At 37.3% G+C, this 23,709-nt stretch carries 24 protein-coding genes, 1 tRNA gene and 3 pseudogenes; 24 read left to right on the forward strand and 4 right to left on the reverse strand.

Annotated features, from left to right (window positions below):
- Positions 1-100: 100 nt before the first annotated feature.
- The 3 genes from EGS71_RS19900 to EGS71_RS19910 all read left to right on the forward strand — a co-directional run bounded on the left by EGS71_RS19900 (position 101) and on the right by EGS71_RS19910 (position 2,399).
- Positions 101-559 (forward strand): hypothetical protein, encoded by a 459-nt coding sequence (locus EGS71_RS19900; RefSeq protein ID WP_001127325.1) that lies wholly within the window; start codon positions 101-103, stop codon positions 557-559.
- 291 nt (positions 560-850) lie between these two features.
- Complete coding sequence (locus EGS71_RS19905) at positions 851-1,195, forward strand: hypothetical protein (protein ID WP_001004679.1); 345 nt, start codon at positions 851-853, stop codon at positions 1,193-1,195.
- A 97-nt stretch (positions 1,196-1,292) separates the two neighbouring features.
- The gene (locus EGS71_RS19910; RefSeq protein ID WP_000790406.1) at positions 1,293-2,399 is read left to right on the forward strand and encodes a minor capsid protein; all 1,107 of its coding nucleotides are present in this window, start codon (positions 1,293-1,295) and stop codon (positions 2,397-2,399) included.
- On the opposite strand, the gene EGS71_RS19915 is transcribed toward EGS71_RS19910, so the two are convergent.
- A complete protein-coding gene (locus tag EGS71_RS19915) occupies positions 2,394-3,608 on the reverse strand; it encodes an MFS transporter (protein ID WP_000648033.1) in 1,215 nt (404 codons plus the stop codon). The two genes, EGS71_RS19910 and EGS71_RS19915, sit on opposite strands and share 6 nt — an antisense overlap.
- Positions 3,609-3,720: 112 nt before the next feature.
- Between EGS71_RS19915 and EGS71_RS19920 the strand changes: the two genes are divergently transcribed.
- The 7 genes from EGS71_RS19920 (at position 3,721) to EGS71_RS19955 (ending at position 9,129) form a co-directional block, all read left to right on the forward strand.
- On the forward strand, positions 3,721-4,167 hold the full coding sequence (locus tag EGS71_RS19920; RefSeq protein WP_000024026.1) for a winged helix-turn-helix transcriptional regulator: 447 nt from the start codon (positions 3,721-3,723) through the stop codon (positions 4,165-4,167).
- A gap of 86 nt (positions 4,168-4,253) precedes the next feature.
- The gene (locus EGS71_RS19925) at positions 4,254-4,583 is read left to right on the forward strand and encodes a hypothetical protein (RefSeq protein WP_001210983.1); all 330 of its coding nucleotides are present in this window, start codon (positions 4,254-4,256) and stop codon (positions 4,581-4,583) included.
- A 646-nt stretch (positions 4,584-5,229) separates the two neighbouring features.
- Positions 5,230-5,823: a DUF4142 domain-containing protein gene (locus EGS71_RS19930; RefSeq protein WP_000644342.1), complete on the forward strand. Its 594-nt coding sequence runs from the start codon at positions 5,230-5,232 to the stop codon at positions 5,821-5,823.
- A gap of 381 nt (positions 5,824-6,204) precedes the next feature.
- The gene (locus EGS71_RS19935; RefSeq protein WP_000248347.1) at positions 6,205-6,834 is read left to right on the forward strand and encodes a hypothetical protein; all 630 of its coding nucleotides are present in this window, start codon (positions 6,205-6,207) and stop codon (positions 6,832-6,834) included.
- A 704-nt stretch (positions 6,835-7,538) separates the two neighbouring features.
- Positions 7,539-8,159 carry a hypothetical protein gene (locus tag EGS71_RS19945; RefSeq protein WP_001032037.1) on the forward strand — a complete coding sequence of 207 codons (621 nt, stop codon included), beginning with the start codon at positions 7,539-7,541 and terminating at the stop codon, positions 8,157-8,159.
- 154 nt (positions 8,160-8,313) lie between these two features.
- Complete coding sequence (locus EGS71_RS19950; protein ID WP_000844428.1) at positions 8,314-8,763, forward strand: hypothetical protein; 450 nt, start codon at positions 8,314-8,316, stop codon at positions 8,761-8,763.
- 3 nt (positions 8,764-8,766) lie between these two features.
- Entirely contained in the window at positions 8,767-9,129 is a 363-nt protein-coding gene (locus tag EGS71_RS19955) for a hypothetical protein (RefSeq protein ID WP_001017795.1), read from the forward strand.
- Positions 9,130-9,181: 52 nt separating this feature from the next.
- Here EGS71_RS19955 and EGS71_RS22510 read toward each other — a convergent pair.
- Positions 9,182-9,361: pseudogene (locus EGS71_RS22510) on the reverse strand (hypothetical protein); the annotation flags it as partial.
- A gap of 112 nt (positions 9,362-9,473) precedes the next feature.
- On the opposite strand from EGS71_RS22510, the gene EGS71_RS19960 reads away from it, so the two are divergent.
- The gene (locus EGS71_RS19960) at positions 9,474-9,827 is read left to right on the forward strand and encodes a lysozyme inhibitor LprI family protein (protein ID WP_000735767.1); all 354 of its coding nucleotides are present in this window, start codon (positions 9,474-9,476) and stop codon (positions 9,825-9,827) included.
- Between the two features lie 173 nt (positions 9,828-10,000).
- Here the strand turns inward: EGS71_RS19960 and EGS71_RS19965 are convergent.
- Together EGS71_RS19965 and cysS are read right to left on the reverse strand one after the other, a co-directional pair.
- Positions 10,001-10,076 (reverse strand) — tRNA-Gly (locus tag EGS71_RS19965).
- A 63-nt stretch (positions 10,077-10,139) separates the two neighbouring features.
- Positions 10,140-11,561 carry a cysteine--tRNA ligase gene (cysS, locus tag EGS71_RS19970; protein ID WP_001182278.1) on the reverse strand — a complete coding sequence of 474 codons (1,422 nt, stop codon included), beginning with the start codon at positions 11,559-11,561 and terminating at the stop codon, positions 10,140-10,142.
- A 213-nt stretch (positions 11,562-11,774) separates the two neighbouring features.
- On the opposite strand from cysS, the gene EGS71_RS19975 reads away from it, so the two are divergent.
- The 13 genes and pseudogenes from EGS71_RS19975 to EGS71_RS20035 all read left to right on the forward strand — a co-directional run bounded on the left by EGS71_RS19975 (position 11,775) and on the right by EGS71_RS20035 (position 23,709).
- On the forward strand, positions 11,775-12,752 hold the full coding sequence (locus EGS71_RS19975; protein ID WP_001133560.1) for a KpsF/GutQ family sugar-phosphate isomerase: 978 nt from the start codon (positions 11,775-11,777) through the stop codon (positions 12,750-12,752).
- A gap of 3 nt (positions 12,753-12,755) precedes the next feature.
- Positions 12,756-13,295, forward strand: coding sequence for a KdsC family phosphatase (locus EGS71_RS19980; protein ID WP_000179337.1), 540 nt, complete (start codon positions 12,756-12,758; stop codon positions 13,293-13,295).
- A 37-nt stretch (positions 13,296-13,332) separates the two neighbouring features.
- Positions 13,333-13,881: an LPS export ABC transporter periplasmic protein LptC gene (gene lptC, locus EGS71_RS19985; protein ID WP_000381220.1), complete on the forward strand. Its 549-nt coding sequence runs from the start codon at positions 13,333-13,335 to the stop codon at positions 13,879-13,881.
- Complete coding sequence (gene lptA, locus EGS71_RS19990; RefSeq protein ID WP_000554244.1) at positions 13,865-14,413, forward strand: lipopolysaccharide transport periplasmic protein LptA; 549 nt, start codon at positions 13,865-13,867, stop codon at positions 14,411-14,413. Before lptC ends, lptA begins: the two co-directional genes overlap by 17 nt.
- Positions 14,413-15,159 (forward strand): LPS export ABC transporter ATP-binding protein, encoded by a 747-nt coding sequence (gene lptB, locus EGS71_RS19995; RefSeq protein ID WP_001183458.1) that lies wholly within the window; start codon positions 14,413-14,415, stop codon positions 15,157-15,159. The genes lptA and lptB overlap by 1 nt, the downstream gene beginning before the upstream one ends.
- Before the next feature lie 274 nt (positions 15,160-15,433).
- Positions 15,434-16,702: pseudogene (locus EGS71_RS20000) on the forward strand (TolC family protein); the annotation flags it as partial.
- Between the two features lie 72 nt (positions 16,703-16,774).
- Positions 16,775-17,865, forward strand: a protein-coding gene (locus EGS71_RS20005; protein WP_085940413.1) for an IS4-like element ISAba1 family transposase whose coding sequence is annotated in 2 segments (ribosomal slippage) — positions 16,775-17,315 and positions 17,315-17,865 — 1,092 coding nt in all. Because the reading frame shifts where the segments join, the coding sequence is not laid out codon by codon here.
- Between the two features lie 20 nt (positions 17,866-17,885).
- Positions 17,886-18,089 (forward strand): annotated as a pseudogene (locus EGS71_RS20010) (TolC family protein); the annotation flags it as partial.
- The gene (locus tag EGS71_RS20015) at positions 18,086-20,227 is read left to right on the forward strand and encodes a type I secretion system permease/ATPase (protein ID WP_000988402.1); all 2,142 of its coding nucleotides are present in this window, start codon (positions 18,086-18,088) and stop codon (positions 20,225-20,227) included. The pseudogene EGS71_RS20010 and the gene EGS71_RS20015, both read left to right, overlap by 4 nt.
- Complete coding sequence (locus EGS71_RS20020) at positions 20,224-21,414, forward strand: HlyD family type I secretion periplasmic adaptor subunit (protein WP_000003555.1); 1,191 nt, start codon at positions 20,224-20,226, stop codon at positions 21,412-21,414. The genes EGS71_RS20015 and EGS71_RS20020 overlap by 4 nt, the downstream gene beginning before the upstream one ends.
- 93 nt (positions 21,415-21,507) lie before the next feature.
- Positions 21,508-22,107: an IMPACT family protein gene (locus EGS71_RS20025; RefSeq protein WP_000885988.1), complete on the forward strand. Its 600-nt coding sequence runs from the start codon at positions 21,508-21,510 to the stop codon at positions 22,105-22,107.
- Positions 22,100-22,711, forward strand: a complete 612-nt coding sequence (locus EGS71_RS20030) for a chloramphenicol acetyltransferase CAT (RefSeq protein ID WP_000132360.1) — start codon at positions 22,100-22,102, stop codon at positions 22,709-22,711. Before EGS71_RS20025 ends, EGS71_RS20030 begins: the two co-directional genes overlap by 8 nt.
- Before the next feature lie 155 nt (positions 22,712-22,866).
- The gene (locus EGS71_RS20035) at positions 22,867-23,709 is read left to right on the forward strand and encodes a universal stress protein (protein WP_001082435.1); all 843 of its coding nucleotides are present in this window, start codon (positions 22,867-22,869) and stop codon (positions 23,707-23,709) included.

Here is a 23,709-nt window from a genome sequence, read left to right on the forward strand (position 1 = left end):
TGTTTTAAATTTATTTGCACTCAATTACAATTAAGTCTTCATAATCAAAAGATGAATTTTTTTATTTTCAATTATTTATAATAATATTGAGGAGGAAGAAATGCCAAAGTATTTAGCTATAGCGGAGAAAGTATACAAGGAAATTAAAAAAGATAATTTATTTACTGAAGATACCATTCAAAATTTAAATTGTTTAATTAGCTTGATTCGTAAAGCAATTAAAGGTACTGAGTTCAAACTTAAGTACAATTTTATAAATTTTGAAGAATGCTTAAATCAATTTAATAAAGAAAAATCAGTACATATTGATTTAAGTCTTATGCCCAAGTTTAAAAATGAAGATGAATTCATTTTGTGGCTTGCAGGCTTTATTGAGCGAATGACAATTGGAGGGAAAGAGAAGCTTCCTCCAATTTCAAACTATATTCCAAAAGGCTTTAAAATTGATCAAGCCGAAATTCCTGTGGCTGCTGAACCAAGCAAAGAAGAAAATGCCGAGATGATTATTAACTACTTTAAATCTGAGGATTTCATTAAAAATAATAAAATATCCTCTTAAATATAGAAGTATTTGTCCACCTTACTTCTATATCTGGCTGATAATATTCAGCTACCGCCTTCTGGGGCGGTTTTTTATTTAACCAGCTTAAATGATCAGCATATAAAACTTATCAAAAATGTCAGTAAATATGGAAATGTTTTATAAAGAATTAATAATGATATAAAAAATAATAAGTTGGAGATTATATTGTTATTTTTATTAAAATATTTTTCACATAAAAATAATCTTAAATTACGTATAGAAACATTTACTGGTACATAATTTCCAAAAAAATAGGATGATGAAGAGATGAATGAGAATGCTGAACTCATTAAATATTTAGATATTGCCGAAAATGTATACGAAAATATGTATGAAAAGTACCAGATTACGGATAATCCTGTAACTAATCTCAATAGAGTGATGGCAGAAATTAGAAAAGAAGCCGAACAAAATGATTTACAGTTAAAATATACCAAAATTGATTTTGAAGAATGTTTAACTAAGCCTCTTTCTGAAAGAGAGATAAAAGTTGACTTAAGTCTACTTCCTCGTTTTGAGTATAGGGATGAATTTATTTTGTGGCTCACTAATTTTATTAGAAATATTAGTGTGCAAAAAAAGTTCGTAAAACAAAAGTACTATTTTAATTAGCTTTATAAACTTTTTAACTACTCAAAACTATTAATAAATTTTATAGAACAGCGATATAAAAAGAAAAATAAAGTGCACCTTTGTAGAGGTAACTTACATGAAGAATATTACTGAAAAATCACTTTTTGATGTTTTTACCCAGCATCAAGCTTATCTCTACCGAGCATCATCGCGATCGGTAAATGAACTTTATAAGTTTTTTAATAGTGAAACGATGGATATGCTTGATCGGTTAAGCAATTTAATGAAAGAGCTGAATGAAACTGAGAGGTTTGCTCTTGCTGGTGGAGAGTATACAACTCAGCATCTAAAAAACATTCAACTTGTTATTTCGAACTGGTTTAATTCAATTAGCACTGTTTTACCGGAAATTTTTACTCACTCGGCAATTGCTTTGGCTATATATGAATCAAACTATATGGCCAAACTATTTGGTAAGGTTATTAAAGATTTAGAGGGAGAGCAGCTTTATCGGTCAATAAAACGAGTGCCTTTGGCTGGCGGTGCCTTGGTTGATGAATCCTTAGCTCAAATTGGTGAAAATGCCCTTCAACGCATTGAATATGCTATTCGGGATGGTATGAATACCGGGATGACGCCTCAGCAAATCATCAAACGTATTACAGGTACAAAACGCCTTAAGTACGAAGATGGATTGCTCAACAGTACCAAAATCGATATTGAAAGAATTATTAGAACGCTACGTAGCCATATATCAAATCAGGTCTATTTATATAACTTCAAAAATTTTAATTTTGAATATGTAAGGTTTGTGAGCGTTTTAGATGGCAGGACTTCTAAAATCTGTGCAGCCATTGACGGTTCTATTTGGAAACTGAATGACCCGGCGAAAAGAGTGCCACCTTTGCATCCGAATTGCCGAAGTATTCTGGTTCCCGTAAGTAGGGATGGAAGGCTTATTGGGAACAGATCTTTCGTTATGGATGAAAGAAAAGTACGAGATATTCCTAAAGATGAGCGGACTCAGTTAATGGGGCAAATAGACGCAAATATTTCCTTCAAAGAATTTTTTAATCTGACCGATAATTTTTTCCAAAAAGAATGGTTAGGCCCTAAACGTTATAAGTTATATAAAGAAGGGCAATTTGATTTTGATAAATTTTTTGATCCAAAGGGCTGGCTCTATACTTTGGATGAATTGAGAGAATTAGATGAACGAACTTTTAAAATACTTGGGTTATAGCTTTATCGTTCTCCACCAAAATAATAACGCCAATAAACTCACACATGCGCCTAGGCCACATACGCCGAGCCATCCTGCATAAGCATAAGTCGCTGTTGTGCTGATTGCACCCAGTCCACTACCTACTGCATAAAAGAGCATGTATAGACCCACAAGACGACTATGTGCTTCTGGGCGAGTGCGAAAAATCATACTCTGGTTGGTCACATGCAGGGCTTGCCCACCTAAGTCGAGCAATACTATGCCAATCACCAGCGCCCAAAGTGAGTAGGTCATGAGTGAAAGCGGCCACCATGCGAGCAGCAATATTAACAGTGCTGCCAAGCTTGTGCGCTGAGCATATCCGCGGTCGGCCCATTGGCCAGCACGAGTGGCGGCTAGAGCACCGATTACACCGAACAGTCCAAAAGACCCAATTACAGTATGCGAAAAGTTATAGGGTGGTGCACTTAACGGTAGTACCAATGCGCTCCAGAGAATATTAAATGCCGCGAACATGAGTAAGGCTAATACACCGCGTACTTGTAGGACTTTTTCTTGGCGCAGTAGCTTTAACATAGAAGCTAGAAGTTGCGGGTAGCGCATGGTAACGGGCTGAACATTTAAATGAGGGAGTCGCCTCCAAAGTGGTAAGGCAATCATGAGCATAATGATAGCTGCGCAAAAGTACACGCCGCGCCAACCCGCTATATCACTTATTCCTCCTGAAAATACACGGGCAAGTAGTAACCCAATGAACACACCACTCTGTGCAGTACCGACCACATGCCCTTGCTCATGTGGGGCCGCAGCACTTGCAGCATAGGCAATAAGTCCTTGTGTCATAGCTGTGCCGAGTAGACCCACCGCAAGCATTCCTGTCAAAAGAACAATTGTAGAGTGGGCAAAGGCAACCATTAGCAATGCAGATATTAAAGCCAGTAACTGTATAGCCATTAACCGACGCCGATTTACAAGATCACCCAACGGCACTAAAAACACGAGGGCAAGTGCACAACCTATTTGAGTGGCTGTAACCACACCACCAATGACGGCATGACTCACATTAAAGTCACTCGCCAAGATGTCGAGCAAAGGCTGTGCATAATAGACGTTTGCTACGCTTGCACCACTTGCTATAGCAAATAGCAAAACTATGCTACGAGGTAGGTTCGAATGCGTTTTATTGTTGTCTACCGGAGACGTTGAAGATACAAGAGAAGCTTTCATTATCCCTAAATCCATTCAATCTAGTTTTAAAATGCAACTAGTTGAATGTTAGATCGCCTGGTTTTAAAATGCAACTAGATATCTTGTTACTGATTATTGGTAAGGAAACTCAATGGCTAACTCTACATTGATGAAAGAAGAACCTTGTCCTGTTGCACGCTGCGTCAATCTCATAGGAGATCGCTGGTCACTGCTTATTGTGCGCGATGCATTTGACGGAATGCGCCGTTTTGGAGATTTCCAGCGGAGCTTAGGCGTTGCACGAAATATTCTTTCTGACCGGCTGAAAAAGTTGGTGGATGTTGGTGTTCTTGAAATGCAAGATGCTTCAGATGGTACGGCTTATCAGGAATATGTGCTAACCCCTAAAGGGGAGAGTTTATTTCCTGTAATTGTTGCTCTACGTCAATGGGGAGAACACAACTTATTCGAAAGTGGTGAGCGCCATTCTCTGTTAATTGATAAAAATACAGGTCAACAAATTCCATTTATGGTGCCAGTCGCGGCAGATGGAAAAGTGCTAAAAGCCTCTGATACTCAAGTGCAAAAGGTGAAATAAAATAAGAGAATAGAAAAATTAACCTTTTTTAACTTAAATTTTGGGAGATTAATTGCTAACCTTGCGCGTCAAATTAAGGTGAGATTATGAGATTTATATTCCTCTTTATAAGCGCAATTTCAATTCAATGTTATGCAGCATCTGAAGCGATGGAGCTTCATTACTGTGAAACTGTGAAAAAAGCAGCGAGTGGCGTGATGGATGCTAGACAACATGAAGTGCCAGCTAAAGAGTTACATGACATCGCCAATCATCTTGAAGAGCAACAAGCTAAACAACTTTATCAAGAGCTGATCAAATCTGCATATTCTTCAAAGCTATTTGAAGACCCTCTCATTAAATCAAAAGCTGTCGAGAATTTTCAAACCACTTGGCATGAACAATGTTTGGCAAAAGAATTAGCTAAAAATATGTGAGTGTTAGGGGGAAATGGCTAGCTTAGGTTGGAAGATAGAACTTTATTTCTTACTTACCTCTTAGTTATAAAAAGCCCTCGGAATTTCAGAGGGCTTTTTGTTGTGTATAAGTTAAGATCAAATTATTTAACTATGTAAAATTAAGAAATTGGCAAGTTCATACTCTTCTGCAGTTAAAAGTGTTGATTCGGGGTTAATTTCTTCAAAGTTTCCTTTAATGCTGTCAATTAGGAGAACGCTTTTTTATAGATGGGCGAATAAGTTAAATTGGTTTAAATTTTCTTTAAATATATTTAATTTTAGCTTTAGTATCTATAAGTTAATATAACGAGCTTTATTGTTATTTTCGTAAAAATAAAAAATAAAAATTTTTTTAAGTTAATGTTTTTTAAAATTATATATATTTTATATTTACATTAATAAGATTGGATACAGAGGCATGATTCATTATTAAATTTATATCATCTACTTTAAATAAGCTATTTACCCTTTGCGAAGAATATTCAACGAGCGGTATAAATATGGTTGATTGAAATAATGAATAAATAACCCCAACCTTGAATTTACAAGTAGGGATATAGATTGGAAATGTGAAAAAGCTACCCATAGGTAGAAATACTCATGAATTAAGTTAAAGGATATTGGTATGAAAGCTATTTTAACGAAGAAAATTATTAGCTGTATCGCAATTAGTGGTGTTTTAAGCTTCAGTGCATTTGAGATTATGGCAGCGAATCAACAAACTATAAATGATGGGAAGAATCACTCTAAAATATTAAATGAAAACCATGAAAATTTGACTGATAGTCAAATTTTCAAGATATTAAGTACAGCCAATAATGGTGAAATTAAGCAGGCAAAAACTGCATTGCCAAAACTAAAAATGGATGAAGCTAAGAAATATGCTGAAATGATGATTAAAGAACATTCAGCCAATGAAAAAAATGCACAAGCGTTGGCAAGTCGGTTACAGTTGATTTCACAAACCAGTAATCTTAGTAAATCATTGCAAAATGATAGTGATAAAATTGTTAGTAAGCTTAATCAAATAACATCAGATACTGATAAAAATTATATGATGAGTCAAGTTAAAGTTCACCGTAAAGTTTTGACGATAATTGATAAGCAGTTAATACCAAACACGAAAAGTTCTGAATTAAAAAATATGCTCGTACAAACACGTGATGCTGTTGCGAAACACCTAAAAGCAGCTGAAGATATATTTAAAAATATGAAATAATATATAATTATTATCTTTTAAAAATACATTTAAAAAGCCTAGTATTAATTAACTAGGCTTTTTTAAATTGCATATATATAAAATCATAATTTTCTGCAGGGTAGTGTAAAACTAGAATGTTATAGGAAATGTTTAATCTAGCGAAATATAATGATTATGGGATAAAGAATGATGTAGTTGTGAAGACTATTTGAATAAGAATTTTTATTGATGAGAAATAACTTCTTTAATTAATAACATCTCCTTACTTAATAGGGGTATTTATGAAACATAACTAACCTAAAGGTGAATTATAATAATTGTCAAGCATATTTCAAAAGTTCTTTTAATATTCTAGCTCTTTTGAAAGACACTAGATTTTAAAATATAGGGAGTAAGAAAATGGTAAATACAAAACAATCAAATTCAGTTGGTAATCATACGACTCAAAAAGAGCCATCTTCTAATGGTAATGTATCAAATAGCAAACCATTACAAGACATTTCATCCACAATTGATAATGCTCGTCCAGATTTAAACTCTCCACCGACTAATCACAATCATGTACCCGATATGAATGAAGGGGGAGAGAATTTGGTTGCTACAGGCGCAGGAACCTTGGGAGGAGCGGCGGTAGGTGCTGCATTTGGTGTTGTTGGCGGCCCTCCAGGTGCTGTTGTTGGGGGGATTATTGGTGGTGTGGTAGGGGCAATAGCAGGTAATGATATAGCTCAAACAAATAATCAAAAAGATGATAGTAATGACTGGCAAGAAGAAGATAATTATTGGCGAGAAAACTATAAAAAAATGCCATATTATACTGAAGACAAGAATCTAGAATATGATCGTGATTATCGGGCGGCTTATCGTTTAGGTTATGAAAATCGTGTAGATAATAATGCAGAAATTAATTTTTCCGAGGTTGAATCTAAATTGAAAACTAAATGGGAACAAGTTAAAGGTAGTTCACGTCTACAGTGGGAGGAAGCTAAATTTGCTGTAGAAGATGGATTGAAAAAAATTCATCCTTAAGTCATTTAATACTTAGAAAGTCTCCTCAATGGGGGAGACTTTGCGATAATATACTTTTAAGCTAATTTTTAATTTCAATATCAATAAAAACTTAATGATGGGTTTAATCATAAAATATTAATTATATTTTCATTATTCTTTCTTCTTTAGGCATTTAAGTATTTGAACAATTAAGCGGGCACTCTTCATTTTTCTGCCTTCTTCTTGATAGTACTGTTCAAAAAAGGGCATAGAAGGGGATATGGATTTTTCAGACTCAGGATTAGCCTGTTCAAATTTTAATTCTAATAATTTTTTAGCGGCCCATTGTTCACACTCACTCGCAGTATCTCGAGTAGCTGTATAATGTTTACCTAAATAACGGACAGTGATGCGTCACGCGTCTCCGCGCTTAACCAGCTTTTGCATAATAACACTCCAAATTTCATGGTACTGCAATGGAAATATAAAGCGTTTTTTAATGCGAATTTTGAATTGACCTATAGACAATAAAAAAACCACCTAACTCTTTCGAATTAAGTGGTTTTTGAATTTTGGAGCGGGAAACGAGACTCGAACTCGCGACCCCAACCTTGGCAAGGTTATAATAAATATTAAATAACAAAAGGTTATATTTTAATGGTGCCGAAGTGAGGTCGAATAATTTTTTACAATTTTATTATGGTGTAAGGTAAGATCAAGCTTTTAATTTTATCATTTTTAATATGAATAAGTTTAATAAATTTAATTTATTGGCAATTGGTACTTTTCTTTTGGTTTTGTGTGCTTTTTTATCATATGTAGGAGAAAAATGGTTAAATTTACAGGGAGATTACTTATCTGCAGCTGCTACACTATTCGCTGCTGTAATTGCATTTTTATTGTTCAACGATTGGAAAGACCAATTTTTAATTACAAAATTTGAAAAATATTCAGAAGAAATAGAGTCTCTTTCTAAACAATTAAGAGGTGAGATGCATGAAATTGGGTATTTAAAAAATAGAAACGATGAGGAATCTAATAAAATTTTATTAGCGAAGTATATTAAAGTAAGAAGAATACTAAGGTTTTTAAATCAAACTTTTTTAATATATGTGTATTTTCTGGAGAATTTTGAAAAGGACAATTTAGAAGAGTATAAAAAACAAATTCATGAATTGCTCACAGATATTCATTTTCTCGTGGAATTATTGAATGAGATCAATCGATTGGAAAGTGATGAAGTTAAATTGCAAAATTTAAGTCATCAAAATATAAATAGAAAACTACAAAATGTAGATATACAGGTATTCAATTTATCAATTGACTCTCGTACTAGAATATTTAATCTCCTTTTGAAAAAGTAATTTTAAGATAGATGGTAATTAAGATTTCTAACTAAGATTTAAAAAATATTTGTTTAATAACAGAATTAAATAGAATAGAATATTTTTTAATTTTCGCTATCAAATAGTCTTTAAAATTAAGATTATTGGGGTATTTCTTGGAGTTCTTAGTTTTGTGAAGAGTTATCTTGCTCAATGGTTAATAGATCTTGGGACAATATTTAGCATAATTGGTTTTTTTATAACTATATGGCTACTCTGGGAAGCTAAACAGTTACGTAAATCTTTTTTCAGAAGAGCGAGATTACCAGAAGTAATAGAAAATTTAACAATTGCTTCTAGCAAGTTATCTTCTCATTTAAAAAAGTGGGAAACAGAAGATAAAGAGGCGATTCATCAACTTTCTATTTGCAAAGCTGTGATCGAAAATGTTACACCCAAACTACCTGATAATGCGCAAAAAAAATGCAAAATTTTTGTAAAATCAGTTACCCCAACGACTTTTCTAATATGGACTTTTGGTAGTTCAGATATTGATAAGGATAAAGCGTGGGATCTGTACGCCTTGCTCAGCGAAGTAGTAACAATGCTTCAAGAATTGGAAAAAGATTTGAAATGGGATTAATGCATGAATATTGACGAAAAAGCAATTCTATTAATTACAAAATTAGTCAGAAAGACATCTGCTGATGAAATTAAATGGAAGGTCGCAAATCCACCAAAATCTTTAGTTTCTGCAACAGAGGATGAGATTTTTACATTCTTTGAGGCAAATTATAAAGAAAAAAAATTTGCTATATTTGAGCGTAAATCTAAATTTTTTTTTGATGAGCATGAGTTTTATTGGACAAGTGATGATGTCTTTGCAATTTTAGACAATAATGAAAATGTAATTTTAGAATATTCTAAGAATACGCCAGTCTTAGTTGATCTTTTTACAACTGTTAGAGAACAAGTAGCAGATTTAGATAATCTTATAGATGATTTATAAGTTTAAATTTTTAGTGTAATTTCTTGAAATTAAAGGGCTTTAAGCCCTTTTTTTAATTTTTACGTCTCGACTGCCGTTGCTGTCTTTGCCTATTTAAATTTTCAAGGATAGGAAGAACTTCATTTGGATCGTATAGATGTTTGCCATCAGTCCCTTTATTGAATGGACGAAGCTCATCAATAATCAATTTACGAGACAGACTATAGCGATCCATTAACCATGCTGCAGTAACTGAAATGACGTAGCTAAATAATTAAAACCTCTGGTACGAATAAAAGTTGTTTCATGTCATAATTAAAAACCTAATGATTCAAATAGTTAGAAATGTGAAAGGTATTATATAAATGAAGAAATTAATGCTTACATTGTTAGTGTTATTTTGTGGGGTTGCTCATGCAGAATGTAAAACTGGCAATGTTTATTCTGATATTGAATGCTTTGAAAAACAGTTAAAAACTGATAAAGCTAAAATGAATAAGATATACAATAAATTAGCTTCAAACTTGGATAGTGAAGGGAAAGCCAGTTTGGAAAATTCCCAAAAGGCTTGGCTTGATTATCGTACAAAGCAATGTTCTGGTTTGATGGGGTATTATGGATCTCAAGCAATGGGAGCAGGTTCACATTTAATTATTTTAAGTTGTGAAGCTGATAAAACTAAAGAACGTCTTAATGAGCTTAAAAGTTTAGATCTTTAAAATAGGTTTTAAAAATTACGGTGTTTTAAATATTTAATTTTAAACCTGCCTTTTAGCGGGTTTTTTAATACTTAAAGTATAGGTTAGTTGAATATTCTAATTAATCAAAGCAAATAACTACCAGACAATAAAAAAACCACCTAATTCTTTCGAATTAAGTGGTCTTTAAATTTTGGAGCGGGAAACGAGACTCGAACTCGCGACCCCAACCTTGGCAAGGTTATGCTCTACCAACTGAGCTATTCCCGCAATGTGAGCACATTATAGAGTGTTTCATTAAAGTGTCAACACTCTTGTGATCTAATTGAACGTTTAATCAGCACGACGCCAAACTGTACCTTGACGTGTATCTTCAAGAACTACACCTTGCTCAAGTAAAGACTGACGAATGCTATCTGCTTTAGCAAAGTCTTTTGCTTTTTTCGCATCAACACGTTGTTGAATGAAATCTTCAATTTCAGCATCAGACAAAGCAAGTGCATCTTGTCCAATATCTGATTTTAAGAAATCGTCTACATTGTGTTGTACCAAACCTAAAATGTTGGTGAGGTGACGTAATGTTGAATAAAGCACAGTCGCTTGGTCAGCTTGCTCTTCTTTTACAGCACGGTTTAACTCTTTGTTCAGTTCAAACAATACAGCCATTGCTTCAGCAGTATTGAAATCGTCACACATTGCATTATTAAAGCGTTCAACAAAGCTTTGATCAAGCGCTTCAGTTGTCGTTTGACCGTACACTTGTTGATAAGCTTTAAATGAATGATAGAAACGAGTTAAAGAAGTTTTTGCCTCTTTAAGTGCTACATCAGAGAAGTTCACAGGGCTACGATAGTGTGAAGACACAATGAAGTATCGAATCACTTCTGGGTGGAATTTCTCCATTACGTCACGAATCGTAAAGAAGTTGCCTAAAGATTTAGACATCTTTTCACCATCAACGTTAATAAAGCCAACATGCATCCAGTAGTTTACATATTGCTCACCAGTCGAAGCTTCACTTTGCGCAATTTCATTTTCATGGTGCGGGAACATTAAATCTGAACCGCCCCCATGAATGTCAAAGTGATTACCTAGGCAGCAAGTCGACATTGCAGAACATTCAATGTGCCAACCTGGACGACCATTACCCCAAGGAGATGCCCAAGACGGTTCATTTTCTTTTGCATGTTTCCAAAGCACAAAGTCAAAAGGATGTTTCTTTTCAACTTCTACATCAACACGCTCACTTGCACCAGCTTGCATGTCATCAAGCTTACGGCCAGAGAGACGACCATATTTTTCAAATTTGGTGACTTCAAAATAAACATCACCGTTTGAAGCAGGGTAAGCAGCGCCTTTATTCACCAGATTGCCAATCATGTTTTGCATCTGGTCGATATATTCAGTCGCTTTAGGTGCTTCATCTGGTGCTAAACAGCCTAAGTTCGCTGCATCTTCATTCATGGCGTCGATGAAACGCGTGGTGAGCTGTTGGATTGTTTCACCATTCTCATTCGCACGTTTGATGATTTTGTCATCGATATCGGTAATGTTGCGAATGTAGCGGACTTTCCAGCCTTGACTACGCAAAAAACGGATAATGTAGTCAAATGCAACCATAACTCGAGCATGCCCGATATGACAGTAGTCGTAAACGGTCATACCGCAGACGTACATATCGATGTGACCTTCTTTGCGAGGTACAAATTCAACTTTTTTTCGTTGCTCAGAGTTATATAAAACAAACGGTTGCATAAGGGTTTTCAAACACTCAACAAAAATAGTGTTACATCATAACTGATGCATCATTTTTAACAAAGTTTTATGCATGAATTTTATAAGCTTGTGAAATCTTATACATTTAAAAACGTGTAACTGATTGAGTTATGCTAGAATGCCCCCAAATCTTTTGATTAAAATCACCGATCTCAACCAGAGATCAGATCAATTATTTTGAGTCAAACTCGTATGCCTAATCCTACAGATTTCCAAAGCAGTGCATTAGCGACATTGCGCATTGAGCAACAAGCCATAGATGTATTAGCAACACAAATTGATGACCGTTTTAATCGTGCTTGTGAAAAATTATTACAATGCAAAGGTCGTGTTGTGATCACGGGTATGGGTAAATCTGGGCATATTGGCCGAAAAATGGCAGCGACATTTGCTTCGACAGGTACGCCGTCTTTCTTTATGCATCCTGGCGAAGCAGGCCATGGCGATTTAGGAATGCTTGTTCGTGGCGATGTACTTATTGCAATTTCCAACTCGGGAAAAAGCGATGAAATCATGATGTTGATGCCACTCATTAAGCATCTTGGTGTACCTCTTATTACGATTAGTCGTGATGATAAAGGCCCAATGCCGCAAAATGCAGATATTGCTTTAACTCTGGGTGAGTCTGACGAAGCATGCCCTTTAGGCTTGGCGCCTACTTCAAGTACGACAGCGACTTTGGTTTTAGGCGATGCTTTAGCAGTTGCTTTACTTGAAGCTCGTGGTTTTACTGCTGATGACTTTGCTCGTTCGCATCCGGCAGGTGCGTTGGGTAAGCGTTTACTGTTACATGTAAAACATTTAATGCATACAGGCGAAGAGTTACCAAAAGTTTCACCTGAGACTCCAATGAACCAAGTGCTTTACGAGATCTCAAATAAGCGTTTAGGTTTGACAACAATTGTTGATGAACAAGACCATCTACTTGGTATTTTTACAGATGGGGATTTACGTCGTCTCATCGATAAACAGCAAGGGTTTGATGTAAATTTACCTGTGTCTGAAGTGATGACAAAGAAACCGTCAACGATCTCTCAAGAAGCACGAGCTGTAGAAGCTTTACAACAACTTAACCAGAAAAAAATCAGTCAGTTTGTGGTAGTCGATGACCAGAACAAAGTGATTGGTGTAATTAGTATGCATGACCTTATTCAGGCAGGGGTGAATTAATCAATGGCATCGTATGCATTGTTAGAACAAGCACGTCATTTGCAGGCATTGGTTCTGGATGTTGATGGTATTTTAAGTGATGGCTTTGTGACATTAACCAACACGGGCGATGAAATTAAATCATTCGATATTCGTGATGGTTTGGGTATGAAACTTGCGCAACAAGCAGGTATGAAAGTCATCATTATTACTGGACGAAAAAGTAATATCGTTGAAAAACGCATGTCCGATTTAGGCGTCGATCTGGTTTTCCAAGGCCGTGAAGATAAAGGCTCGGCACTACGTGAAGCGTGTGCACAGTTTAATATCCTGCCTTCAGACTGCTTATACATGGGTGATGATTGGCCGGATCTTTCAGCATTTGCCATTGCCGGAATGAGTGTTACTGTTCCAAACGGACATGAAGAAGTGCGCCGTCGTGCGGATTTGGTAACACAGGCGATGGGTGGCCGTGGAGCTGTGCGTGAAGTTTGTGATATGTTGCTGATCGCAAAAGGCATTTACCAAGAACTTCTTGAAAAATATCTTGCAGTACCGCATTAATAACAAGATTACTTAAAAAGGTAGGCTATTCCTGCTCATGGATACCAGAGTTTTATATATTGTTGCTGTAGTGGTTGCTGCTGTGAGTGGTGGTTACTACTACTATAGTGGCAAGGCAAAAAAACTGGACATTGGTTCGGCGAAGAATATGACTTATTCGGCGCAGGGCGTCCATTTGACTCAAACTGATGACAAAGGCAATTTGTATATTCGTGCTGAAGTTCGTCAGCTTGAACAGGATATGCAACAAAAAACGTCAAAGTTGGATCAACTCAATGCCACTATGTATAAATTAGGTAAAGTTGATGCAACATTCTTTGCTAAACAAGCTTATGGATATGATGATAATCAAAAGGTTGTGTTATCAGGTGATGTGGTAGCCACTAAGCTGGCACCGCAAGGAACCATTGAGTTTCAAACCGATGAATTAACTGGTTATCCAAAAACTAGAGATATTGAAACTAATCATCAAGTGACAGTTCAGTCTCCACAAGGCGAGTTTGTGAGTAAAGGACTAAAAGCCAATTTGAATAATGGTCAGTACGAATTTTTTAATATTCGAGGAAAGTATGCACCAAAGTCTTAATTTAAAACGTTCTTCAGCTTTCCTAAAACAAGCTGCGGTAATTACATTCGTTGCTTTATCATCTGCTTCGACTTTTGCTTTGCCGTCTGACCGTAATCAACAAATTTCGTTAGTGGCAGACCGAGCAACTTATAATGAAAAAACCGGTTTGACGACTTATACGGGTAATGTCGTGATTGAGCAGGGCACCATGAAGCTTCAGGCTGACTCAATTGTGGCTACGCTAAACTCTAAACGTGAAATTCAAACGATCACTGCTAAAGGTAGACCGTCTAAGTTTCAGCAACAAATAAGTGCTGATAAAGGTATTGCACGCGGTGAAGGACAAACGATTGTTTATAATGCAGATACAGGCATTATTACCTTGTCTGGCGGTGCATATTTATACCAAGATGGTTCAAGTATTCGCGGTAACACCCTGAAATATAGTATGAATAAGGGTGATGTTGAAGCTCAAGGTTCTTCTTCAAACCGTGTACAAATCATTATTCCACCTTCAAGTTCAAAAAGTTTCCCAGGAGCGCGTGACTAATGCAGCAAGCTCTTCAACAACCGCAAACTTTGTGTATTAAACACTTAGCAAAAAACTATAGTAAGCGTTGGGTTGTCAAAGACGTCTCTTTTAGTATGCAAAGTGGACAGATTGTTGGTTTGCTTGGTCCTAACGGCGCTGGAAAAACCACCAGTTTCTATATGGTGGTTGGACTAGTGCGCATGGATAAAGGTGAGATTCATCTTGATGACTTGGATATGTCAGACCTAGCGATGCATGAACGTGCACGTAAGGGTATTGGTTATTTACCTCAAGAAGCTTCTATCTTTAGAAAATTGACGATTGCTGAAAATATTATGTCGATCTTAGAGACGCGTAAAGATTTGAATAAACAGCAACGTCAGCAGCGCCTTACTGAGTTATTAAATGACTTTAAAATTAGTCATATTAAAGATTCATTGGGAATGAGTGTATCTGGTGGTGAACGTCGTCGTGCAGAAATTGCACGTGCTTTGGCCGCAGATCCGAAATTTATGCTTTTGGATGAGCCGTTCGCTGGTGTTGACCCAATTTCAGTGGGCGATATTAAAGATATTATCCAGACCTTGAAGGATCGAGGTATTGGTGTCCTCATTACCGATCACAATGTTCGTGAAACTTTAGCAATCTGTGAACGTGCTTATATTGTAAGTGAAGGCTCGGTAATTGCCGAAGGCACACCACAAGAAATTTTAGACAATGAACAGGTACGTAAAGTCTATTTAGGTGATGATTTCACAGTTTAATTAAAGACATTAATCTGTTTGGTTAAAAAGAGGTCAAGGCCTCTTTTTTTATTTTTTAGTATTTTATAAATAAAAACAAATACATATATCAATCATTTAATGAAAAAATAATGTGTGATTTATTCCATCAATTATGCTGCTTTAGGTGAAAAACTATGTAGAATGTAGAAGCTTTTAAACGATAACAAACAAGATCAACAAGATAAGCATGATTGGATATAACCAAAGAAGAGTAAGAGGGATATGTAGAAAGCAGGCTTTCCTGAAAGGGCTTATGCTTTTAAGTACACTACATGTACCTGTCGTGATATACGCTGCTAAGCCAAGTGAGCAATACCACACCCTGAAAGAGAACTTGTCACAACTTTTTGTCCCTAAAAGTAGTGATGACTTTAAAGTTGCCAAAATGCACAAGCTTAGTAATTTTAAGCTAGACCGTTCTATTGTGCAGGAATTTCCTACTGTTCAACTTAATGATAATCGAGCTTCATCTTTTTCTAACTTGCCATCTAGAACGATGACATTGCAAGATGCGGTAAAAATTGCCATTCAGCGTAGCCCCGATATTTCACAATCTATTGCAACTTTAGCAGGTCAAAATTCAGGAGTTGACGTTGCTAAAGCCGGTTACTATCCCCAGCTTTCAGGAGGGATTACGACTGGTGATTTAAGCAGTGGAGAACGAGGTCGGCAGTTATTAACCTTAAGTGCTACCCAAATGCTTTATGACTTCGGTAAAGTCAAATCAGGTGTTGATGTTGAAGAAGCGAAAGTTCAGGTTGAACAAGCCAACGTCTTGGTTAGCGTTGATACTCTAGCTTTGGATGTTGCACAGACCATTGTGAATATTCAGCGTTATCTACAGCTTAATAAAATTGCTGAGCAGCAAATTGCCGGTATTCGACGTATTCAGGAAATTGCTAACCTGCGTGCAAACGCTGGTGTCGCGAGTCAAGCAGACCCAATTCAGGCGCAGTCATACTTACAGGCAGCGCAGTCTGCTTTGATTGCTCAGCAATCATTATTACGTCAATACCAACAGCATTTAAGAACCTTATTAGGTGCAGATGTTAGTCATACTGGATGGATTATTTCCGATGATCTCGTGAAGCAATCTGATCTTTATGGTGAACCTGAGTTTAATACCATTCCAAAAATGATTGCCGCGCAGGCAGGTGTTGAGGTTGCAAAAGCTCAAAAACAACAAACCCGTTTAACCCGATATCCGACCTTGGCTGTGAAAGGTTCGGTAAGTCAGGCGATTAATGGTAAAAACCCGAATAACGACAAAGATGACGGTTTATATAGTTCAGTCATGCTTGAAGCAACCAGTCAGTTTTACCAAGGTGGTGCTACCGCTTCACAAGTAAAAATGGCAAGTTATGCCGAAGAAGCTGCAAAAGCCAAAGTGAATTCGGTGTATATGGATGTTCTGGACCAAATTAGAACAAGTCGCGAACAGATTGAAAATAAACAGCGTCAAATGCAGGTTTTGGCAAGTCGCCAAGCAACAACGGTTCGTACACGTGAACTCTATCAAGAGCCTCTGTACACGATAAAAATAGATAACTCATTGAAATAATGTCATAATAATTGTTTTCTAACGACGAATACTATGACACATCTCAATGAGTTATATCTTATCTTAAACAAATATCTAAAATGGAACAAGTCACATTTAAAGTGCTTTGCGCTCATCATGCTTGTGATTATTTTAAAGCAAACATGTAATCTTTCTTCTGCATCTAAAGCCTTGCCCATCAAGTGCTTACCACAATCATTTTATCGACGTATGCAGCGCTTCTTTGCAGGTCAGTATTTTGATTATCGTCAAATTTCTCAGTTGATTTTCAATATGTTTTCATTCGACCAAGTGCAACTGACTTTAGATAGAACCAATTGGAAATGGGGAAAACGAAATATTAATATCCTGATGCTCGCAATCGTTTATCGTGGAATAGCGATACCTATCCTTTGGACATTGCTTAATAAACGTGGAAATTCAGATACGAAAGAGCGTATTGCTTTGATTCAACGCTTTATAGCCATTTTTGGTAAAGACCGTATTGTGAATGTGTTCGCAGACAGAGAGTTTATCGGTGAGCAGTGGTTTACATGGTTAATTGAACAAGACATCAACTTCTGCATTCGTGTTAAAAAAACTTCATTGTCACCAATCATTTAGGAAAGAATCATAAAATTAGTGATTTATTTCGCCATCTTAAAGTTGGTCAAATTGAATGTCGTAAACGACGGATTTTGGTTGGTCGGGTGAAACTATATATAAGTGCACTACAGTTAGAAAATGGAGAGCTTTTACTCGTCGTTTCTCCTCAGTTTAATGCCAATGCTATTCAGGATTATGCATTACGCTGGGAAATTGAAACCTTATTCAGTTGTCTCAAAGGACGCGGGTTTAATCTTGAAAATACGCGCTTGACAGACCCTAGACGAGTGAAAAAATTGATTGCGGTGTTAGCTATAAGCTTCTGTTGGTGTTACTTAACGGGTGAATGGCAACATGATCAAAAAAAAGCGATAAAAATAAAGAAGCATGGACGACTCTCAATGAGTTTATTTCGCTATGGTTTAGACTATGTTCAAATGGCGATTCAGCGTTTAATTGGTTTTGGGAAAAAAGAAGAGTTTAAGGAAATTTTGGCAATTTTAAGAAGGCAGAACCCTGATAGGATAAGGGTTCTGTGAAATTTGTCGTGTACAGAGATCAAGAGCAATACAAGCTCGGTACGCGTTCATTGGTCGATTTATTAAATGCTGAACAAGCTATTCATAGTGCCAACTCAGAACTCGAATCAGCACGTTATGACATTTATAGCAGCATTGTTCAGTACATTGAAGCAACAGGACGTTCCCGCCAAGCCTATGGCTTAAATAATATTTCAATTCAGGGGTTCGAAGTACAACCATGATGACAAAAATAAATTACCAGCCTTGGCTACAGGCGGTCTTAACTATTGCTAAACATTATCGAATAGAGCCTTCAGAAGAAAGAATTCGTTTACAACTTGATTGGAACCAAAATCAGAATTTAGATAACGTCTTGCAGTTAATGACACGTCAAGTCGGTCTGAATCTTCGTAAGGCACCATTTTCCTTAGACTTACTCAACCCATGGCGTTTACCTGTCATGGTGGAGTTTAATGATGGTCAAGTCGGTGTAATCGATAAGGCTGATACCCAAGGAAATGTGAGTATCCAGTTCAGTGGAGATCAGGGCCTTTCACAAAGTTTATCTTTAGACGCTTTAAAAACTACACTTAAAAATGTCTATATCTTGCGTCCTGAAACGTCTATTCCAGATGCACGTATTGACGAATATATCAAACCTTATGAAGCCAACTGGTTCTGGTCAATCGTTTTAAGAGACTGGAAACGCTACGTAGATATTATGTTTGCCTCGCTGATTGCCAATGTGCTGGCACTGGCAACCATTATTTTCTCGATGCAAGTGTATGACCGCGTGGTTCCTTCCCAGTCAATTCCCACTTTATGGGTTTTAGCGGGTGGTGTACTGATTGCCGCTCTTTTTGAGTTTACCTTACGTGTTTCACGAGTATATTTATCCGATATTATTGGTAAACGTGCTGACTTACGTGTGTCGGATCGTGTATTCGGCCATGCCTTAAGAATTAAAAATAAAGATCGCTCAAAATCTACAGGTAGTTTTATTTCCCAGATTCGTGAACTCGAAGGCGTTCGTGAACTGGTCACCTCAACTACAATTAGCGCGATTGCCGATTTTCCGTTCTTTTTCCTGTTCTTAGTAATTTTTGCCATTATTGGTGGAAAACTGTTCTGGGTAATGCTACTTGTTGTGCCGCTTATGATCTTGCCGGGTATTTTGGTACAGAAGAAGCTGGCTCAACTAGCACAAGAGGGTATGAGAGAATCTTCAATTCGTAACGCAATTTTGGTAGAAGCGGTGCAAGGTATTGAAGACATTAAGCTCTTACGTGCTGAATCACGTTTCCAAAACCAATGGAACCATATGAATGAAGTCTCAGCCGACATTGGTATGAGACAGCGTAAAATTGTGGGTACCTTAATGGCGTGGACCCAAATGGTTCAGGGTTTAACTTATGCCATTGTGGTGTTAGTAGGCTGTTTTGCGGTAATGGACGGTGAAATGACCACAGGTGCGTTAGTCGCATGTTCAATTTTATCTTCGCGTATGTTAGGGCCAATTGCCCAGATTACGGGTGTATTAGGTCGTTTACAACAGGCAAAAGTTGCTAAGCAAAGTTTAGATGAGCTCATGCAGCGTCCGATTGATCAGGCCGACCGTTCACATCTGGTACACAAAGCTGTTTTAAATGGCGACTATGAATTAAAAAATATCTTGTTCCAATATGGAGAAGAAGATCCGAGGCCAAGTCTTGCGATCCGCCATTTAAAAATTCGTGCTGGAGAAAAAATTGCGATTTTGGGGCGTAATGGTGCTGGTAAATCAACATTGCTTCAGCTTTTATCTGGCATGCAGGTTCCAACTCAGGGAGCTGTGCATTTAGATGGACTCGATCTTTCTTTAATTGACCCATCAGATGTGCGCCGAGATATGGGGCTACTCAACCAGAATGCACATTTATTCTATGGAACAATCCGTGAAAACCTGACTTTAGGTGCACCGCTTGCAACAGATGAAGATATTCTTCGTGCATTGGTGGTAACAGGTGCTTTGTCTTTTGTTCAAGAGAAAAAAGAAGGCTTGGATTACTTGGTTTTAGAAGGAGGCGTTGGTTTCTCTGGTGGTCAAAAGCAAGCTTTATTGCTGGCGCGTTTATTGATTCGTCAACCGAATATTTTATTGCTTGATGAGCCGACAGCAGCCATTGATGATGTTGCAGAGAAACAATTAATTGATCATCTCAAAGGATGGTTAGCACACCGAACGTTGGTTGTGGCGACCCACCGCCGAGCTGTTCTTGAACTGGTCGATCGAATTATTGTCGTCAATGAAGGCAAAATCGTGATGGATGGACCACGAGATCAGGTACTTAATCAATCTACAGCCCAACAAAAACAAGTGAGCCAAGGGGGCAATTCATGAGCGAACAACAACAAGAACTTACCCGTTCAATGAATGTATCTTATAGTGAACCACCATTACCACGTGCCAGTTTAGTCATCTGGATTGTGGGCATTGGTTTAGTGATTTTCTTTATCTGGGCATGGTTTTTTAAGCTCGAAGAAGTTTCAACCGGTACAGGTAAAGTTATTCCATCCTCTAAAGAACAGGTCATCCAGTCTTTAGAAGGTGGTATTTTAACTAAGCTAAATGTACAAGAAGGCGATATTGTCCAAAAAGGGCAAATTCTTGCTCAGCTTGACCCAACCCGTTTTGCTTCAAATGTGGGTGAGTCGAGATCTTTATTAATTGCAGCTCAGGCCACAGCAGCACGTTTACGTGCGGAAGTGAACGGTACACCACTGGTTTTCCCTGAAATAGTTGCACAAGATCCGAAGCTTGTTCATGAAGAGACTGCTTTGTATGAATCACGCAGAGCTGATCTTGAACAAACGCTTTCAGGATTAAGACAGGCTTTACAACTGGTTCAGCAAGAATTGGCCATGACAGAGCCTTTGGTTGCCAAAGGTGCGGCAAGTGAGGTTGAGGTTTTACGCTTACGCCGTGAAGCAAATGATTTGCAAAACAAGATGAACGATGCACGTAACCAATACTACGTTAAGGCACGTGAAGAGTTATCTAAAGCAAATACTGACACGCAAACTCAACAACAAGTTGTCATGGGCCGTAATGACAGTTTACAACGTGCCGTATTTAAAGCTCCTGTGCGCGGTGTCGTAAAAGAAATTACAGTGACAACGCATGGCGGTGTGATTCCACAAAACGGTAAGTTAATGACCATCGTGCCAATTGATGAACAGTTATTAATTGAAGCCCGTATTTTGCCTCGTGACATTGCGTTCATTCGTCCTGGTCAAGAAGCTTTGGTTAAGATCACGGCCTATGACTACTCAATTTATGGTGGTTTAAAAGGTAAGGTTACGGTTATTTCTCCAGATACCATTCGCGATGAAGTGAAACAGGATCAATTCTATTATCGTGTTTATATCCGAACTGACTCCGACAAGCTTTACAATAAAGAAGGTAAAGCATTCGGTATTACACCGGGTATGGTGGCAACTGTAGATATTCGTACTGGTGAGAAGACTGTACTGGATTACTTACTTAAACCATTTAATAAAGCCAAAGAAGCATTAAGAGAAAGATAAGAAAAAAAGCCCCGAAATTCGGGGCTTTTTTTATAGGTTTGCTTCTATTAAATTCACGTTATAATTTGATTTTTATTATGCTTTATTTCATTTATGGCTTTTACGATTGCATCACCCGTTACTTTTGAAGAAGAAATTAAAAAAAGTAGATTTCAGGCGATTGCTGCGCCAGTAGAAAATGAACAGCAAGTGAAAGAGTTTTTAGAATTAAATAAAGATATCTCGACCACACATCAATGTTGGGCATGGAAAATTGGACATAACGTTCGCTTTAATGATGATGGTGAACCATCTGGTACAGCGGGACGTCCAATTCTGGCAACTATTGAAGGAAATGACCTGACTAATATTATTGTCATGGTGAACCGCTGGTATGGCGGTATAAAACTGGGAACTGGGGGGCTTGTTCGGGCATATGGTGGTTGTGCCGGACAATCATTATTGTTAGCTGAACGTATTGAACTGATTGCCAAGAAAACGATTCATTTTTCTTGTCATTTTAATGAGTGGGCCATTTTTCAGTATGAGCTGACACAGCAGCAAATTGAATATCAGGAAAGTTATACTGCAACAGGTGTCGATATCGAAGCGAGGCTACAGGTTCACCAAATTGAACCACTCGCTCTAAAACTACGAGATGTGACTCGTGGTCGCGAAGAATTAAAAGTTGAGGAGGAATTGACTGATGACTGATTCTTTACTCAAGTACCGCGAGCAACATAAACACCGTTTAAATTATATGCCATGGCTATATTGGACATTGAAGCCCAAACACCGTGTTTGGGCGGAAGAATGGCAAAAAGAATATCAGGCTTATTTAATGGATATGGAAACGGTCGAGATCGGGGAGAACTGTTTTATTTCACCGTTAGCCCATATTTTTGCCGAGCCGGGCCGGAAAATTAAGATTGGTAATAATTGTTTTATCGCGGCAGATTGTAGTTTGCATGGACCGCTTGAGATTGGTAATGAGGTTGCAATTAACCACCACTGTATCTTAGATGGTGGTCGGGCAGGCATAAAACTGCATGATCAAGTTCGTATTGCTGCTTATTGTCATCTCTACGCATTTGATCATGGCATGCAACTCGACCGTCCACTTTACCAACAGCCTGTTCGCTCACAGGGTATCGAAATTGAAAAAGATGTTTGGTTAGGTGCGCATGTGGGGATTAAAGACGGGATTAAAATTGGAAAACATGCTGTAGTTGGCATGAATAGTATGGTGACAAAGGATGTGGAGCCGTACTATATTGTGGGAGGAAACCCAGCAAAATTTATCCGTTTAAGAGAATAATGCAGTCTCAAGAATGTAATAAAATGTTTGATCTTTAAACAAAAAAGTGGATTTTAATACATAAACCTTAACATACGGATTTTTATCTATGTTAAGTTAAAGCTAAGTTATAGAAAAATCTCCAAGGCAAATAGACCTGAAGAAGAGAGGCAAAAATGAACCGTGTTATTGCGTGTATTGACTCATCACCTTGTATTAATGCTATTGCAGATGCAGCGGCTTGGGTTGCGAAAGCAACTGGACGAGAGCTTGTATTATTACAAATTCTAGATTACTACCCGGCAAGTTATCACCTTGGTGAAATTAGCGGTGTAATCGGCTTTGAAAGCAATGCAATGTTGCTTAAAGAGTTAGCTGAATTAGAGCAAAAACAAAGTGAACTCGCTTTAGATTACAGCAATAATTTACTCAGACATATCTCTGACTTAATTAAAGAAAAACACGGAATTACTTGCTCAAAAATTCAGGAAAAAGGGGATTTTCTAGAGCAAAGTTTTAATCTCTTACACGAAAACGATATCGTGATTTTAGGTCGCGTAGGCGAAAGAGCTGCCGAAAAACATAAACCGATTGGCAGCAATGTTGAAAACTTTATCCGCGGTGCAAATTGTACGGTTTTGACCATTGGTGAAAACTTCAAAGTACCGACACGTTTTATTTTCGCTTATGAATACTCTCCGACATGTCAAAAAATGATGTGCCGTATTGCGCAAAGTGACTTATTACGGACTTTACAGTGCCATTTAGTCTATGTCGGTGACCATCCTGAAATATTGAATGAACCAGAGCATTACTTGAAACAAGCGGGGCTAGATGTAGTGACCGTTTATAGATACGGTGATGTGGCGCAAAATATTCTAGAGTACCAACAAGAACACGGCATTCAAATTATTGTGCTCGGCGCATTTAGCCATAGCAAAATACATCAGTTCTTCTTGGGAAGTATTGCAACCACGATTTTCCGTAACGCGACTGTACCATTACTTGTGGCTAAATGA

Source organism: Acinetobacter sp. FDAARGOS_559 (genome assembly GCF_003940475.1).
Lineage (GTDB): Bacteria > Pseudomonadota > Gammaproteobacteria > Pseudomonadales > Moraxellaceae > Acinetobacter > Acinetobacter baumannii.